Below are 14,222 nucleotides of genomic sequence, written 5' to 3'. Positions count from 1 at the left end.
GGCGGGCCTAGGGCAGCAGAACGATGCGCCGGGTCTCGTGGGTCTCGAGCGTCCGGACGACGCAGAGGTACATCCCCCCTGGCAGGCGGGCGCCTGTGTCGTCGGTGCCGTCCCAGGGGATCGAGCGGACGCCGGGGGCGAAGGAGCGGCCGTCGGCGAGCTGGCGGACCTCGCGGCCGAGCATCGAGAAGATGGTCACCGAGACCTCGGTCGGCTCGCGGAGTACGAACTCGATGTTGACAGGACCTGCGGACGGGTTGGGGTAGCTCTTCAGGCTCAGGTTCTCGCCGGTCTCGGGGTCCAGGTCCGGGTCGATGTCGACGGGCCGGTTGGTCTGGGGGAGCCGCGCCACGAGCGCGTCACGGACGGCTGCGTAGGCCGGGTCGCCCGCCACGTTGGTCCACTCCAGCGGGTCCACCTCGTGGTCGTAGAGCTCCTCGGTCCCGTCGCGGTACTGAATGAAGCGGTAGCGCTCGGTCCGGAGCGAGTGGTTCTTGTACATCCAGGTCGACACCGCCGGGCGGTCCCACTCCGCCTCGGGGTTGGCCAGGAGCGGCGCGAGCGAGCGGCCGTCGCACTGCTCTGGCGTCGGGAGCCCGCAGAGATCGGTCAGGGTGGGGAAGAGGTCCACCAGTTCGACCGTCCGCCCGGACGCCTGGCCCCGACCGGGCGCGATTCCGCTGCCGCCCAACGAGGGCGGGACCTGGATGAACAGGGGGATCCGGGTCGCCTCCTCCCAGAGCGCGTTCTTTTCCCAGTGCAGCTTCTCACCGAGGTGGAACCCGTGGTCGCTCCACACGACCACGATGGTGTTGTCGGCATAGGGGCTCGCCGCCAGCCCCGCGAGCAGGCGGCCGACCAGATCGTCGGCGTAGGAGATCGTGGCGAGGTAGGCGGCCACGGCGTCGTCCCAGATCCCGTGCTCGGCGATGTGCTCCGTCCGCGTGTACCGGTCGACGAAGTTGCGCCCGATGCGGGGCACGTCGACCAGGTCGTCCTCGATGATCGTGGGCAGGATGACGTCCTCGACCGGGAAGCGGTCGAAGAACTCCTGGGGGGCGTACCACGGCAGGTGAGGCTTGAAGATGCCGGCCGCAAAGAAGAACGGCTTGGTGCGGGGCTCGTTGAGCCGATCCAGGCACCACGCAACGACTTTCTCGTCCCCGTACTCTTCGATCGGCACCTGGGGCGTGCCCCAGTCGAAGCCGCGGACCGCCGGGATGCCGTTGAGCGAGCCGTCGATGTTGGGGTTGTGCTCCAGGCGGGGCGGGAACAGCTGCTGGTCCCAGAGCCACGTCTCTCCCGGCGGGCCGAACCGGTCGGTGTGGTGGTACACCTTGCCCCCGGCCAGCGTCTCGTAGCCGTGCTGCCGGAAGTGGTCGGCGAGGTGCACCGCGCCAGGGATCTGCTCCTGCCACCCGACCTGGGCCACGTAGACCCCCGAATTGTGCGGCCGGATGCCCGTCATCGTCGCGATCCGGGACGGGTGGCACAGCGGGACCGAGCAGTACGCCTTCGTGAACATCGTCGACCGCTGCGCAAGCGCGTCGAGGTTGGGGGTGTACGCCTGCGGGTGGCCCCCGTACACCCCGATCCAGTCGTTGATGTCGTCGATCGACAGGAAGAACACGTTCGGCGGGTCCGTGCGCGGCTTCCCAGAGCCCGACGGCGCTGGGCGGAACGCGAGTGCGGAGCCGATAGCGGCGCCTCCAAGAGACGTGAGGAACTGACGGCGGTCGGGCATCGAGTCGGCCTGGATGAGTTTGGGCTAACTTAGCGCCCTGTATTCCGGGCGAGAGGGACGCCTGCGTGCCCTTTCCGCTCATTCAGGACGAGGGTCTGAGTACCCACGATCCATTCCGGATGCCCTGCCGGTCGCGAGGTCAGACCAGCGCGGCGTGGTCCACCATCAGGCAGCGGTCGGCGACGTAGGGTAGCCCGCCCGCCTCGGCGAGGTCGCGGGCCTCGTCGGAGTGGACGCCGATCTGGGTCCAGATGAGCGGCAGGCGGCCGGTTCGCCCCGCACGCTCCATGGCGTCGCGCACCACGTCGGCCACGAACTCCGGGCGGCGGAAGACATCCACGATGTCGATCACCACGTCGTCCGGGACGGCGTCCAGGGAGGGGTACGCCGTCTCGCCCAGGATCTCGTCGTGGTTCGGGTTGATGGGGATCATGCGGTAGCCGACCTTCTGGATGTAGCGCGCGATGCGGTGGCTGGTCTGGAAGCCGCGCGGCGAGCACCCGACCACAGCAATGGTGCGGGCGTCGCGGAGGGCGGCGGTGAGGTCGGGCGAACTCGGCATGGGCATCGTGGCGTTGAAGTCCCATCAACCCCACCACTCGCCTCGTGGATTCCACCTCGGTCCGTCCCGTCTCCGCTTCCTCGCCCGCCCCTGCCACCGAGGCCGAGGAGGGACTCCTCGCCCCTGCCGTCCCTGAGGACTCGTCCGGCGCGCTGTCCCGGCTGGGGCGCCTGCTGCCCGGCATCGACGCGCTCGTGCGGTTCGCGTACCGGCTGGCCGCCGTCAGCCTCGTCTCGGTCGGCGTGATCGTCGCCGCGCTGGCCGACGCGGTGGCCCCTCTGACGCCGGGCGCGCTCGCGCTGATCGGCGCGATCCTGGCGCTGCCCGCCGCGGCGACCGCGCTCGCGGGCTGGACCCTCGCCGACCTCGCCAGCCTGCCCGGCCAGGTCAAGCAGGCCGCGTTGGCGGCGACCGGTCGCGCCGACGCGTCGGCCGGGCGGATCAAGGGGAGCCGCATTGGGCGCCTCGTGCGCTCGCTCTGGGCCGCCCGCGGCCTGGCGCTGCTGACGAAGGGCGGATGGATGAAGGCGGTCGGCGCGCTCCGGTTCGTGCGGCTGGCGAGCCTGCCGTTCGCCCTCGCGTTGCTGGGGGCGGTCGCCCTCAACGGGCTCGTCATCGCGGGCGGGCTCGTCGCGGCGCTGGTGCTGCTGTTTTGAGCGACCTCCGGCCCCCGCACCCGATCGTCCCGTTCCTCCGCCGCCGGATCGCGCGCGGCGTGCCGTACGGCCTCGGCTTCACGGTCGCCTTCCTGGTCGTGATCGCAGCCCTGGCAGGCTTCGTGTCGGTCGTCGACGCGGTCACCGAGGCGGACGACCTCGCGCGCTTCGACGCGATGGCGCACGAGGTCGTGTACGACACGTTCGGCGCGTCGCCCCGCCTCGGGCTCGCCGTGACGTGGTTCGGCAACAACGCGACGCTGATCGGCTTCGTGGTGGGGGTTGCGCTGGCGCTGGTGCTCGCGCGTCGGTACTGGGCGGCGCTGCGGGTGGTTGCGGCGTCGGGGCTGGGCGGGCTGGTCGTGCTCGGACTGAAGGCGCTGTTCGCTCGCGACCGGCCCGCCGACCAGATCATCCAGGCGACCGGCTTCAGCTTCCCCAGCGGCCACGCGTTCGCCTCGACCGTGTTCTATGGCATGATGGTCTACCTCGTCTTCCGCCTCACCGAGCGGACGTGGGCTCGCGCGATGGCCGTGGTGATCGGGCCGCTGATGATTCTCTCCGTCGGCCTGTCCCGGGTCTACCTCAACGTCCACTACCTGTCCGACGTGCTGGGCGGATGGCTGGCGGGCGCGACGTGGCTCGGCGCCTGCCTGCTCGTGATCGACGTCGTCGAGACCCGGTATCGGAGCCGGTCGGAGGTGCGCGAGGAGCGGAACCGGCCGGATGACGCAGATCCGCAGCCACACGGCTCGGCCGCGTAGCCAGCCTCAGGCCAGCCGGTCGATCAGGGTGCGGACGGGCTCCCGCTCGGCCTCGCGGAGGGTCTCCAGCGCGATGCGGACCCGGCGTGGCGGCGTGCGGATGCCGGACGCGATCCGCTCCACGCGGCCGTCGATTCGCTCGATCAGGTGAGGCCCGACGCGTTCCGGCGCGGCGCGGAGCGCGAGCGAGTGGCGCCAGGCGCGCCGGCGGGCGCGAGCGAGGCCGTACCCCAGGAGGCGCTCGTCGAGCCGGCCGCCGAGGCGGTCCAGCGTGCGGAGCAGGGGGGAGGTTCGCCCGATCTCGTCCTGGATCTCGTCCACGAGGTCCGCCAGCACCCGGTTGATGGCGTCGAAGTCGTGCTTGAGGTCCGCAGTGCCGTGGGCTCGTGCGATCTCGGCCGTCGTCACGCCGAGGTCGAGCAGGATGTGGGCGTTCATCCCCAGCAGCAGGTGCTGGAGGACGATGAGGCCATCGTCGTCGCGGGCGGCGAAGGCGGCAGTCCAGGCGCGGCTCGGCGTGTCCCCGGCGCGGTGCTGTCCGTAGGCGACGAGGTAGCGGTTGGCGAACTGCGTGTCGAGCCGCTCCATCCGGTCGGCGTCTCGGAACTGGCCCTTGTCCATGCGCCCTTTCACCTCGACCGTCACGCGACGGTAGAGCGCCGCGAACAGCCCGAGGCGGCACCCGCGGGTGCGACAGTCATCCACGATGCCGTCGAGCGCGTGGACGACGCCGTCGATGTCGGCGGCAGGTGCTGGGGCGGTCGTGGCAGCGGGAGAGGAGAACACGAGGGGCAGGGGCGGAAGGCGGCTCACCCCTGCATACGACGAATCCGGTCCCCAGGCATCATCCACCGACCGGGCGCGACAGGCCGCTGCCCGCGCGAACCCCCGCCGAAGACGCCGAGGCGGACCGCCCCGGGCCGGGCGCAGGGGATCTCCGGCCGAGGCGGGCGGTAGCTTCGAGCCTCCTCTACAGACCGCTCCCAGGCATGGCCGGATACCCGCACGACGACATCGAGACCCGCTGGCAGGCCTTCTGGGCCGAGCACGAGACGTTCCGCCAGCCCGGACCCGGCGACCCCGGCTTCGACGCCAGCAAGCCGGGCTTCTACGCGCTCGACATGTTCCCCTACCCGTCTGGCGCGGGCCTCCACGTGGGCCACCCCGAGGGCTACACGGCGACCGACATCATCGCGCGGGCCAGGCGGATGCAGGGCTACAACGTGCTCCACCCGATGGGCTGGGACGCGTTCGGCCTGCCCGCCGAGCAGGCGGCCATCCGCGAGGGCATCCACCCGCGCGTGACCACCGAGCGCAACATCGCGACGTTCCGGCGCCAGCTCCAGCGGCTCGGCTTCAGCTACGACTGGAGCCGCGAGGTGGACACCACCGATCCGGCCTACGTCAAGTGGACCCAGTGGATCTTCCTGACGCTCTATGAGCGCGGGCTCGCCTACGAGGCCTTCGCGCCCGTCAACTGGTGCCCGGAGCTGGGCGCGGTGCTGTCCAACGAAGAGGTGGTGGACGGCAAGAGCGAGATCGGCGGCCACCCGGTCGTCCAGATGCCCATGCGGCAGTGGATGCTGCGCATCACCGAGTACGCCGACCGCCTGCTCGACGGACTGGACGACCTCGACTGGCCCGAGTCGGTCAAGGCGATGCAGCGCAACTGGATCGGCAAGAGCGAGGGCGCCGAGGTCGACTTCGCCGTCTTCGGCTACCCGGCGCTCCAGGTCCGCGTGTTCACGACGCGGCCGGACACGCTCTTCGGGGCGACCTACATGGTGCTTGCCCCCGAGCACCCGCTCGTCGATCAGGTGACGAGTTCCGACCAGGCCGAGGCGGTCCGCGAGTACGTCGAGGCGGCGGCGCGCAAGACCGAGCGCGACCGGATGGAGCAGAAGGCCAAGACGGGCGTGTTCACCGGCGCGCACGCCGTCAACCCGGTCAACGGGGAGAAGGTGCCGATCTGGATCGCCGACTACGTCCTCGCGGGCTACGGCACGGGCGCCATCATGGCCGTCCCGGCGCACGACGCCCGCGACTTCGAGTTCGCCGTCGCCCACGGGCTGCCCATCCGGCCGGTCGTCCGCCCGTCCGACGCGTGGCTGGCCGCGCACGCCGGGCCGGACATCCCCACCGACACCGAGGCGGACCTCCTCTTCGGCCAGTACAGCGACGATCCGCGCGGGTGGACGGAGGTCTTCACCGGCGCCGACGGCGTGCTGATGAACTCGGACGCCTCCGACGGACCCGTCTCCGACATCGCCGACCAGGGCGTCCGCCTCGACGGGCTCATGGTGCCGGCCGCCAAGGCCGACGTGACGACGTGGCTGGAGCAGAACGGCGTCGGGCGTCCTCAGGTCAACTACAAGCTGCGCGACTGGCTCTTCAGCCGCCAGCGCTACTGGGGCGAGCCGATGCCCATCATCCACGTCCAGGACGAGACGGGCGGCACGACGCCGCAGCCGCTCTCCAAGGACGCGCTGCCCCTCACGCTGCCCGAGGTGGAGGAGTACCGGCCTGCGGCCACCGGCGAGAGCCCGCTCGCCGCGGCGACGGACTGGCTGGCGACCGAGGACCCGGAGACCGGCATGCCCGCGCGGCGCGAGACCAACACGATGCCCCAGTGGGCGGGCTCGTGCTGGTACTACCTCCGCTACCTCGACCCCACCAACCCGGACGCGCTCGTCGACCCCGAGAAGGAGCAGTACTGGATGCCGGTCGACCTCTACGTGGGCGGTGCCGAGCACGCGGTGCTCCACCTGCTCTATGCCCGGTTCTGGCACAAGGTGCTGTTCGACGCGGGCATCGTGTCCACCGACGAGCCGTTCCAGAAGCTCGTCAACCAGGGCATGATCCTGGGCGAGGTCGAGTACACCGCCTTCCGCCGTCTCGGCGAGGACGGGGAGGTGTTCGGCTGGGTCTCGGCCGAGCACGCCATCGACCTCTACGGCCGCGACGACGACGACGGGGAGGCGACCCACCAGGACGCCCGCGACGGCGCGCTCCTCGTGGCCGTCTCCGTGCCCGAGTCGGATGTGCAGAAGAAGGGCGACGGCTTCGTGCTGACGGCCCACCCGGAGGCCCGCGTGACCAGCCGGGCCCACAAGATGTCGAAGAGCCGCGGCAACGTGGTCAACCCGGACGACATCGTGGCGGAGTACGGCGCCGACTCGCTGCGGCTGTACGAGATGTTCATGGGGCCGCTGGAGCAGGCCAAACCCTGGAATACGCGCTCCGTCGACGGCGTCCACCGCTTCCTGGCCCGCGCCTACCGGCTCATCCTCGACCCCGACACGGGAACGAAGTCGGCGACGGTGCTGGACGCGGAGCCGACGCGCGAGCAGCAGCGCGTGCTCCACGCGACCATCCAGAAGGTCACCGACGACATCGAGGGCCTGCGCTTCAACACGGCCATCGCGTCGCTCATGGAGTTCGTCAACGCGGGGACGAAGTGGGGGCACATCCCGCAGCAGACCGCCGAGGCGTTCACGCTCCTCCTGGCGCCGTTCGCGCCGCACCTCGCCGAGGAGCTCTGGCACCAGCTCGGCCACGACGACACGCTCGCCTACGAGCCGTGGCCGACGTTCGACCCCGACCTGCTCAAGGAGGACTCGGTCGAGATCGCCGTCCAGGTCAACGGCAAGCTCCGCGGCACGGTCATCGTGGATGCCGACGCGTCGAAGGACGCCATGCTGGCCGCCGCGCGCGCCGAGCCCAACGTGGCGCGGTACCTGGAGGAGGGCACGCTCCGCAAGGAGATCGCCGTGCCGGGGCGCCTCGTCAACTTCGTCGTCGCGTGACCGAGGCCGAGATCGGCGACTGGGCCGCCCGCTGCGAAGCCCGCCTCGGCGAGGTGATGGTCGGGGATGCGGCGCACGACCTCGCGCACGTCCGCCGGGTCGTCGCGTGGGCCCGCCGCTTGGCCGAGGCGGAGGGGGCCGACCTCGGCGTGGTGGTCCCGGCCGCGTGGCTCCACGACGGCGTGACGGTCCCGAAGGACTCGCCGGACCGCGCACGGGCGTCGTCGCTGGCGGCGGAGGCAGCGGTAGTATGGCTGGCAGGGGAAGGGTATCCGGCCGAGCGGTTGGACGCGGTCGGCCACGCCATCGCGGCGCACAGCTTCTCGGCGGGCATCCCGCCCGAGACCGTCGAGGCGAAGGTGGTCCAGGACGCCGACCGGTTGGACGCGCTCGGCGCCATCGGCATCGCGCGGCTCTACGCGACCGCGGGCGCGATGGGCTCGGCGCTCGTCCACCCCGACGACCCGGTCCCGGCCGAGCCGTCGGCCCGGGCGCTGGACGACCGTCGCTGGGCGACCGACCACCTGTATGTCAAGCTCCTCCGCCTCCCGGCGACCATGCAGACCGCCGCCGGGCGAGCCGAGGCCGAACGCCGGGCCCATGTCCTGCGCCGCTTCGCAAACGACCTCCGCCTGGAGACGACCTGACGTAGGGGGGAGCCCCTGAGTGCGATGCCGCTGGGACCGCCGGGCGACGCCGGGCGTTGGGCGAGGCCTCCCCTCATCGATACCCGTGCCCTTCGCCCTCTGGTTCGTCGTCGCCGGCCTGCTTCTGACGCTGATGGCGCTCGGGAAGACGACGCTCAGCCGACTCCCGCTCTCGACCGCTCAGCTCTACCTGCTGGTCGGGCTCGGGATCGGGCCGCTCGGGATCGGGCTGCTGGTGATCGATCCGGTGGATGAGGCAGGCGTGCTGGAGGTGCTCACCGAGATCGTCGTCATCCTGTCGCTGTTCGCGGCGGGCCTGAAGCTCCGGACGCCGCTCTCCGATGGGCGCTGGAAGCTGCCCGTCCGGCTGGCGACCATCTCGATGACGCTCACCGTGTTCGGCATCGCGGCGCTCGGGGTAGTCGGTCTCGGGCTTCCGCTGGGCGCAGCCATCTTGCTGGGAGCCGTGCTCGCGCCCACCGACCCCGTGCTCGCCTCGGACGTCCAGGTCGAGTCGCCGGACGACACCGACCGGCTTCGCTTCTCGCTGACCGGTGAGGCGGGGTTCAACGACGGTGCGGCGTTCCCCTTCGTGATGCTGGGGCTCGGCCTGCTCGGCCTGCACGACCTCGGGACCGGCCTCGGTCGGTGGCTGGCAGTGGACGTGGCGTGGGCCGTTCTCGGTGGTCTGGCGGTCGGCGCAGCGCTCGGGATGGGCGTCGGGCGGCTGGTGGTCCACCTGAGGAGGGTTCACAAGGAAGCGGTCGGGACGGACGACTTCCTGGCGCTCGGCCTCGTAGCCCTCAGCTACGGAGTCGCGTTGCTCATCGGCACCTACGCCTTCCTGGCGGCCTTCGCGGCAGGGCTGGCGCTCCGCGCTGAGGAGCGGAGGGAGTCCGGCGACGAGCCCGCCGAGGATGTGGAAACGATGGCCCACGAAGGCGCGGCCGAAGAGGTGGCCGTCGACGACCACGTCGCGCCCGCCTACATGGCGTCCGCCGTGCTCGGCTTCTCGGAACAGCTGGAGCGGATCGGCGCCGTCGCGCTGGTCGTGCTGGTCGGCGCCCTGCTGCACCGGGCCGAATGGAGCGTGGACGCCTTGTGGTTCGTCCCGGCCGTGCTCCTGGTGGTCCGCCCATTGGCCGTCTGGGTCGGCATGTTCGGGTCCTCCACCTCCGGCGTGCAACGGCACCTCCTGGCGTGGTTCGGGGTCCGCGGCATCGGCTCGGTCTATTACCTCATGTTCGCCGAAACGCACGGCCTCAACGACGGGTTTTCGGACCTGCTGCTCGGCCTCGTCCTGACGACCATCGCGGCGAGCGTGGTCGTCCACGGCCTCTCGGTGACGCCCATCATGCGGTGGTACGCGCGGCGGTCGGAGGTGGAGGAGCGGAAAGCCAACGGCTAAGGGCAGCGGAAGGGCCGGCCTGGGAGCCGTCACCCGTGTGGCCTTGCGCGCTACCCCTCCACGTTCCCGACCCCGAAGTCGGAGCGCACGGCCGACCGAAGCGCGTCCGCCTCGACCGAGAGCCGGTCGGCTTCGGCGGCGCGGTCGTCGAGCGAGGCGCGGGCGTCCAGGGCCAGCCGGGCCACCGGCAGCACGAGGGCGCGGACCTTCCCGATGGCCTGGTCCACCTCGTCGGTCAGCTCGCGTTCGAGTCCTCCGCGGAGTTCGGAACGCAGCGTGTCCACGCGGGCCGAGAACTCGCGGACGGCGCGGCGGCGCTGGGCGGGGAGCACGACGAAGCCCAGCGCGGCCAGGGCGCCGGTCGCGAGGATGCCGCCCGTCAGGTCGAACGCCGTCGTCGCGATCAGCACGACCGCCAGCGCGCCGATCCCGACCGCCGTAGCGCCGCCGACGGTGAGCGCCGAACGGGCGTTTTCCAGCAGCCGCCGTGCTTCCTCGCCCATGTCGTACTGCTCGATGGTGCGGCGGGCCTCGCGGAGGACATCGCGGAGGACCTCCTCGCGGTCGTAGAGGAATCCGCTCTCCGCCCGCGCGTCGTCGCGCCGGAGGTCGGCGAGGCGTGTGTAGGTCTCATTCCAGAGCTCGAACACGCGCCGGAGGAGGGCATCGGCGGCGTCGCCGAGGCGGGTCTCGATGCGCTGCTCGGCGTCGCGGATGACCTGCCGGTCGAACTCCTCCCGGAATGCGTTGCGGTCGCGGATCAGGTTGAGGCGCGACACGCGGATCGTGTCGTCCAGGAAGCGGACGCCGCGCTTCTCCATCTCGAGCAGCTCGCGGTCGACTTCGGCCACGGCCCGCCCGGCGATCTCGTCGAGTTGGGCGCGGACCTCGTCGAAGCGGCCGTTGAGGGCGGCCAGCTGGACCTCGTCCTCGGCCAGCACCTCCCGCTGCGCGTCGATGCCCCGCCGGACCTCGGCGAGGAGCGTCTGGGCGGCGTCGAGGGGGGCGGCCAGCTTGAGCGCCAGCCGGGCGCCCTCGGTGAGCGTCTCCGTGAGGAAGCGCTCGAACGGCGCGAAGCGGGAGCGTTCCCAGCGCTCGTCCGCGCGGTAGCCGTCGGGGTCGGCCTCCTTGGCCTGGAGCGCGAGCCGCGCGGCCACCGGGAAGAGCAGCGGCGGCCGGGCGTCCTTGATGCCCGCCTCGGCGAAGATGCGGGCCAGCCCGTCGCGGACGTGGCTGAGCACCTGGTCGAGTGCCGCCTCGGTCTCGGCGAGGTCCGCCTTGTTGACGGCCACCACGAGTCGCTTGCCCCAGGCGCCTCGGATATACTCGAGGAAGGTCCGCTCCGAGTCGGAGAGCGGCCGGTCGTAGCTGGTGACGAACAGGACCAGGTCGGCGCGTGGGATGTAGTCCTCCGTGAGCGCCTGGTGCTCCTTGACGATCGAGTTGGTGCCCGGGGTGTCGACCAGCGCGAGGTGTTCGAGGAGCGGGTGGTCGAGCGAGCGCTCGGTGATGAACTCGCCCCGACGGTGCGTCGCGTCGGCGTCGCCGTGGCGGAGGACGGTGATCTTGTCGGTCGTCGGCACCGGGCCTTCCTCCATGACGCGCCGCCCGAAGAGGGCGTTCACGACGGTCGACTTGCCCGCGTTGAACTCGCCCGCGACCACGAGCAGGAACAGTTCGTCGAGCGAGGTCGCGAGGTCGGCGAGGCGTCGGCGGGTCTCCGGCGGGGCGTCGGCCCGGTCCAGCAACGCGCCGAGGCCGCCGAGGAGCGCGCGCTCCCGGTCGAGCAGGGCCTGGGCGACGCGGGCAGGGGAGTCCATCGGCGTGGGGAGGGTGTGCGAAGAAGGTACGGGGGGGCGCTACGCTCCGCCTCTGCGGCCGCATTCGGGTCATCGAACGCTGACGACTCGGAACCACGAGGAGGTCGGGGCTTTGGAAGCGATACCGCACAGGCTGAGACTGCCTGCTGCCTACCCCGTCCCCCACACCCCTTCAGAGGATCCCCTATGCTGCAACTGGCACTTGCCGGCCTCCTGGCCAGCTCGCTCGCCCTTGGCCCCAACCACGGCGACGACGACAAGAAGAAGACCACCCCTGACTCCCCTCGGACCGAGGCGAACGCCACCCAGGGCGTCTTCGAGACCGCCTCGGACGATCCGGAGTCCATCACCCTGGACACGTACGCCCAGGGCCGCCCGACGGCCGCCGCTCCCATCAAGTTCTGGGTCCAGTACGCCTACGGCACCGCTCAGGACATCTACGACACGAAGGGCGACGTCCGCCCGATCGCGGTCGGTGAGGTCCCCGGTCTCGCCGTCGGCACGGCCGGGCAGGTCGAGTCCCAGCGCGTCGCCGTCGGTGCGCAGGTCAACTTCCTGACGCTCCCGAGCTTCACGGTCGGTGCGGGCGCACAGCTCGGCCTCGCCAAGAACAGCTTCCAGGCGGAAGGTGCCGTCGGTACCCTCGGCATCGGCGATCTGGAGAGCGGCTTCGGCCCGCAGCAGATCAAGGTCTACGGCACGGCTCGCGGCAACGTCCTCGGTGTCCACGCCGGCTACGCCTTCGACCTCGGCGACCCGCAGACGCTGGGTGACCCGGTCGCGGCGCTGGGCGGCAACCGCATCCCGCAGGACCTGTCCAACTCGGACGGTCGTGACGCCATCTTCGTCGGCGCCGACTTCGACTACCCGAGCGAGCGGTTCCGCCTCATGGGCGGCATCGACTACTTCTTCCTGCAGTCCGGCGGCGCGAACGTCGACCTGGCAGGCAACGACGTCGCGGGCACCGAGGTCACCGAAGGCGGCGACTACCTGAACTTCCTCTTCGGTGGGGGTCTCCGGTTCTCGGTCTTCGAGCTCGGCGCGGCGCTCCAGCTGCAGGCCCGGATGGACGAGCCCACGCTCGAGTCCGTCGGCACCGTCGGCGGCATCGGCAGCCACATCGGCACCGTCGTCCCGTACCTCAACATCTCGCCGCCGAGCCTCCCGGCCTCGATCTACATCAAGGGCGCCACGCCTGACGAGTACCTCGAGTACGGCCTCGGCATCGGAGGTGCCAACTCGGTGCAGCCGGGCCTCGGGTTCACGGTCGGCCTCTCGGTCGGCTTCGAGTAAATCGAACCGGGCTTACGCTCCTGGGGCCGTCCGGCGTATATCGTCGGGCGGCCCCTTTTTCGTCTATGCGCATCGCCGCTCTCATTCTCACCCTCGCCGCCCTGGCTGCTTGCTCGGGCCCGAGGGACCTGACGCCTGCGGGTCCATCGGCGCGGCCTTCGGCTCGTCATGTCGCCGCCCTCGCCGACTCCCTCGCCGAGGCGGCGTCCACCACGCCACGCCGGGCCTTTCTCGAGCGGTCGTTGCGTCGCTACGGGGTGACGCCCCTCCGCGATGGCGTCGGGAGGAGTCGCTACCAGGTCGACCTCGGCGTGCCCATCGTGGGCGGCTTCATCCCCGGCCATCACCCGGTGGGGCGGACGGACTTGGTGGTGGTCGGCACGCGCCTCGACGGAGCAGGTGTGGCGGCGCTGCTGGAAGCCGTGGCGGTTCTCGCCGAGCGGTCGCGGTGGACGTCCCAGCCCGAGCGGAGCCTGCAGGTCTCGTTCTGGCCTGCAGGGGACGGTGTCCGGCAGGCGCTTCGCAGTTCTCTCTGGCCCCGCGACGCGATCCGCGCGGTCGTGATGATCGGGCCCGACGGACCCGCGCAGGTCGACGGCATCCCGGTCGTCCGCCTCGCGCCCGACGCCGACCCCCTCGCGCTCGCCGAGGCCCTGGTTGCCCGCGTCCTTGCCGAGGCCACGTACGCCCCTCTCCCCGACACCCTCGCGACCCCATGACGCCTGCCTGGACCACCGACGCCGCAACGGACGACCCCGCTCGAGCCGTCCGCCTGACCCTGTTCTGGGGCCTGGAGGGCGTCTGCCTGCGCACGATCGCGGGCGGCCGGGTGCCGACGGTCACGGAGGGGCCGCTGCGACGGCGCCTTGACGAGGCCGACCTGCCGGTCGTCGCGCTCGACCCCGGCTTGTTCGAGGGGAGCGTCGCGTCGCGCGCGTCCTGGCTCAACGAGATCGACCAACTCGACGAGGTCGCCGCGTTCGGGGCGCGGTTCGGGTGCCAGTTGATTCGCGTCGGCGCGCTCTCGGACCCCGACGGCTTCGATGCCGAGGCGGCGACCCAGGCGCTCCGGCAGGTCGGGGAGCGGGCCGAGCGGCTGGGCCTCACGCTCGCCGTCCGCAACGAGGCCGGGACGGCGATCGCGACAGGCGCGGCGCTGGCCGGGCTGCTGGCTGCTGTGGACCACCCCGCGGTGGGAGCCGACTGGCGACCGGCGGACGCCCTGATGAGCGGAGAAGCGCCGAGGGAGGGGCTCGCCGCGCTCGGAGCCGCGAACGTGCCGGTGCGGTGCGTCGGGGTGCGCGACGGGTGGCAGGAGGCCGACGGGTGGGGCGAGGCCGAGGTCGGCGCGGGGACGCTGGGCTGGGACGCCCACCTCGGCGCACTGGTCGAGGCGGGCGTAGAGGCACCCCTCGTGATCGACGTGCTTCCGGTGCCGCCGCGGTCGTCCGGCCTCGCCTCGGCGACGGCGCTCGTGCGTGCCCTCAGGCAGGCCCGGCGTTCGGCCGCTGCGCGAGGATAG

At 71.6% G+C, this 14,222-nt stretch carries 12 protein-coding genes; 8 read left to right on the top strand and 4 right to left on the bottom strand.

Annotation, left to right across the window (positions count from 1 at the left end):
- Positions 1 to 7: 7 nt before the first annotated feature.
- Both B1759_RS17395 and B1759_RS17390 read right to left on the bottom strand, forming a co-directional pair.
- Positions 8 to 1,744 carry a sulfatase-like hydrolase/transferase gene (locus tag B1759_RS17395; RefSeq protein ID WP_095516356.1) on the bottom strand — a complete coding sequence of 579 codons (1,737 nt, stop codon included), beginning with the start codon at positions 1,742 to 1,744 and terminating at the stop codon, positions 8 to 10.
- A gap of 139 nt (positions 1,745 to 1,883) precedes the next feature.
- Positions 1,884 to 2,306: a CoA-binding protein gene (locus B1759_RS17390; RefSeq protein ID WP_095516355.1), complete on the bottom strand. Its 423-nt coding sequence runs from the start codon at positions 2,304 to 2,306 to the stop codon at positions 1,884 to 1,886.
- Between the two features lie 44 nt (positions 2,307 to 2,350).
- Between B1759_RS17390 and B1759_RS19480 the strand changes: the two genes are divergently transcribed.
- Positions 2,351 to 2,962, top strand: coding sequence for a hypothetical protein (locus B1759_RS19480; protein WP_143537465.1), 612 nt, complete (start codon positions 2,351 to 2,353; stop codon positions 2,960 to 2,962).
- A complete protein-coding gene (locus B1759_RS17385) occupies positions 2,959 to 3,726 on the top strand; it encodes a phosphatase PAP2 family protein (protein WP_143537464.1) in 768 nt (255 codons plus the stop codon). The genes B1759_RS19480 and B1759_RS17385 overlap by 4 nt, the downstream gene beginning before the upstream one ends.
- Before the next feature lie 6 nt (positions 3,727 to 3,732).
- On the opposite strand, the gene B1759_RS17380 is transcribed toward B1759_RS17385, so the two are convergent.
- Positions 3,733 to 4,512 carry a DUF5995 family protein gene (locus B1759_RS17380; RefSeq protein ID WP_095516353.1) on the bottom strand — a complete coding sequence of 260 codons (780 nt, stop codon included), beginning with the start codon at positions 4,510 to 4,512 and terminating at the stop codon, positions 3,733 to 3,735.
- 203 nt (positions 4,513 to 4,715) lie between these two features.
- Here B1759_RS17380 and leuS point away from each other — a divergent pair, with 203 nt between their 5' ends.
- The 3 genes from leuS (at position 4,716) to B1759_RS17365 (ending at position 9,587) form a co-directional block, all read left to right on the top strand.
- The gene (gene leuS / locus B1759_RS17375; protein WP_095516352.1) at positions 4,716 to 7,532 is read left to right on the top strand and encodes a leucine--tRNA ligase; all 2,817 of its coding nucleotides are present in this window, start codon (positions 4,716 to 4,718) and stop codon (positions 7,530 to 7,532) included.
- The gene (locus tag B1759_RS17370) at positions 7,529 to 8,179 is read left to right on the top strand and encodes an HD domain-containing protein (RefSeq protein ID WP_198948996.1); all 651 of its coding nucleotides are present in this window, start codon (positions 7,529 to 7,531) and stop codon (positions 8,177 to 8,179) included. The genes leuS and B1759_RS17370 overlap by 4 nt, the downstream gene beginning before the upstream one ends.
- Before the next feature lie 85 nt (positions 8,180 to 8,264).
- On the top strand, positions 8,265 to 9,587 hold the full coding sequence (locus B1759_RS17365; protein ID WP_095516351.1) for a sodium:proton antiporter: 1,323 nt from the start codon (positions 8,265 to 8,267) through the stop codon (positions 9,585 to 9,587).
- 50 nt (positions 9,588 to 9,637) lie between these two features.
- On the opposite strand, the gene B1759_RS17360 is transcribed toward B1759_RS17365, so the two are convergent.
- On the bottom strand, positions 9,638 to 11,407 hold the full coding sequence (locus tag B1759_RS17360) for a dynamin family protein (RefSeq protein WP_095516350.1): 1,770 nt from the start codon (positions 11,405 to 11,407) through the stop codon (positions 9,638 to 9,640).
- 186 nt (positions 11,408 to 11,593) lie between these two features.
- Here B1759_RS17360 and B1759_RS17355 point away from each other — a divergent pair, with 186 nt between their 5' ends.
- The 3 genes from B1759_RS17355 to B1759_RS17345 all read left to right on the top strand — a co-directional run bounded on the left by B1759_RS17355 (position 11,594) and on the right by B1759_RS17345 (position 14,222).
- Positions 11,594 to 12,700 carry a hypothetical protein gene (locus tag B1759_RS17355; protein WP_095516349.1) on the top strand — a complete coding sequence of 369 codons (1,107 nt, stop codon included), beginning with the start codon at positions 11,594 to 11,596 and terminating at the stop codon, positions 12,698 to 12,700.
- Between the two features lie 65 nt (positions 12,701 to 12,765).
- Positions 12,766 to 13,419: a hypothetical protein gene (locus B1759_RS17350; protein ID WP_095516348.1), complete on the top strand. Its 654-nt coding sequence runs from the start codon at positions 12,766 to 12,768 to the stop codon at positions 13,417 to 13,419.
- Positions 13,416 to 14,222, top strand: a complete 807-nt coding sequence (locus B1759_RS17345; protein WP_095516347.1) for a sugar phosphate isomerase/epimerase — start codon at positions 13,416 to 13,418, stop codon at positions 14,220 to 14,222. Before B1759_RS17350 ends, B1759_RS17345 begins: the two co-directional genes overlap by 4 nt.

Origin of the sequence: Rubrivirga sp. SAORIC476 (assembly GCF_002283555.1) — a bacterium.
GTDB lineage: Bacteria > Bacteroidota > Rhodothermia > Rhodothermales > Rubricoccaceae > Rubrivirga.
The sequence above is the reverse complement of the archived record's forward strand: the minus strand, read 5'-3'. Positions and strand labels throughout refer to the sequence as shown.

Bases quoted from the DNA above. Each gene is read 5' to 3' on its own strand.
- B1759_RS17395 (WP_095516356.1), bottom strand. From the start codon at position 1,744: ATGCCCGACCGCCGTCAGTTCCTCACGTCTCTTGGAGGCGCCGCTATC.
- B1759_RS17390 (WP_095516355.1), bottom strand. From the start codon at position 2,306: ATGCCGAGTTCGCCCGACCTCACCGCCGCCCTCCGCGACGCCCGCACC.
- leuS (WP_095516352.1), top strand. From the start codon at position 4,716: ATGGCCGGATACCCGCACGACGACATCGAGACCCGCTGGCAGGCCTTC.
- B1759_RS17360 (WP_095516350.1), bottom strand. From the start codon at position 11,407: ATGGACTCCCCTGCCCGCGTCGCCCAGGCCCTGCTCGACCGGGAGCGC.
- B1759_RS17355 (WP_095516349.1), top strand. From the start codon at position 11,594: ATGCTGCAACTGGCACTTGCCGGCCTCCTGGCCAGCTCGCTCGCCCTT.
- B1759_RS17350 (WP_095516348.1), top strand. From the start codon at position 12,766: ATGCGCATCGCCGCTCTCATTCTCACCCTCGCCGCCCTGGCTGCTTGC.
- B1759_RS17345 (WP_095516347.1), top strand. From the start codon at position 13,416: ATGACGCCTGCCTGGACCACCGACGCCGCAACGGACGACCCCGCTCGA.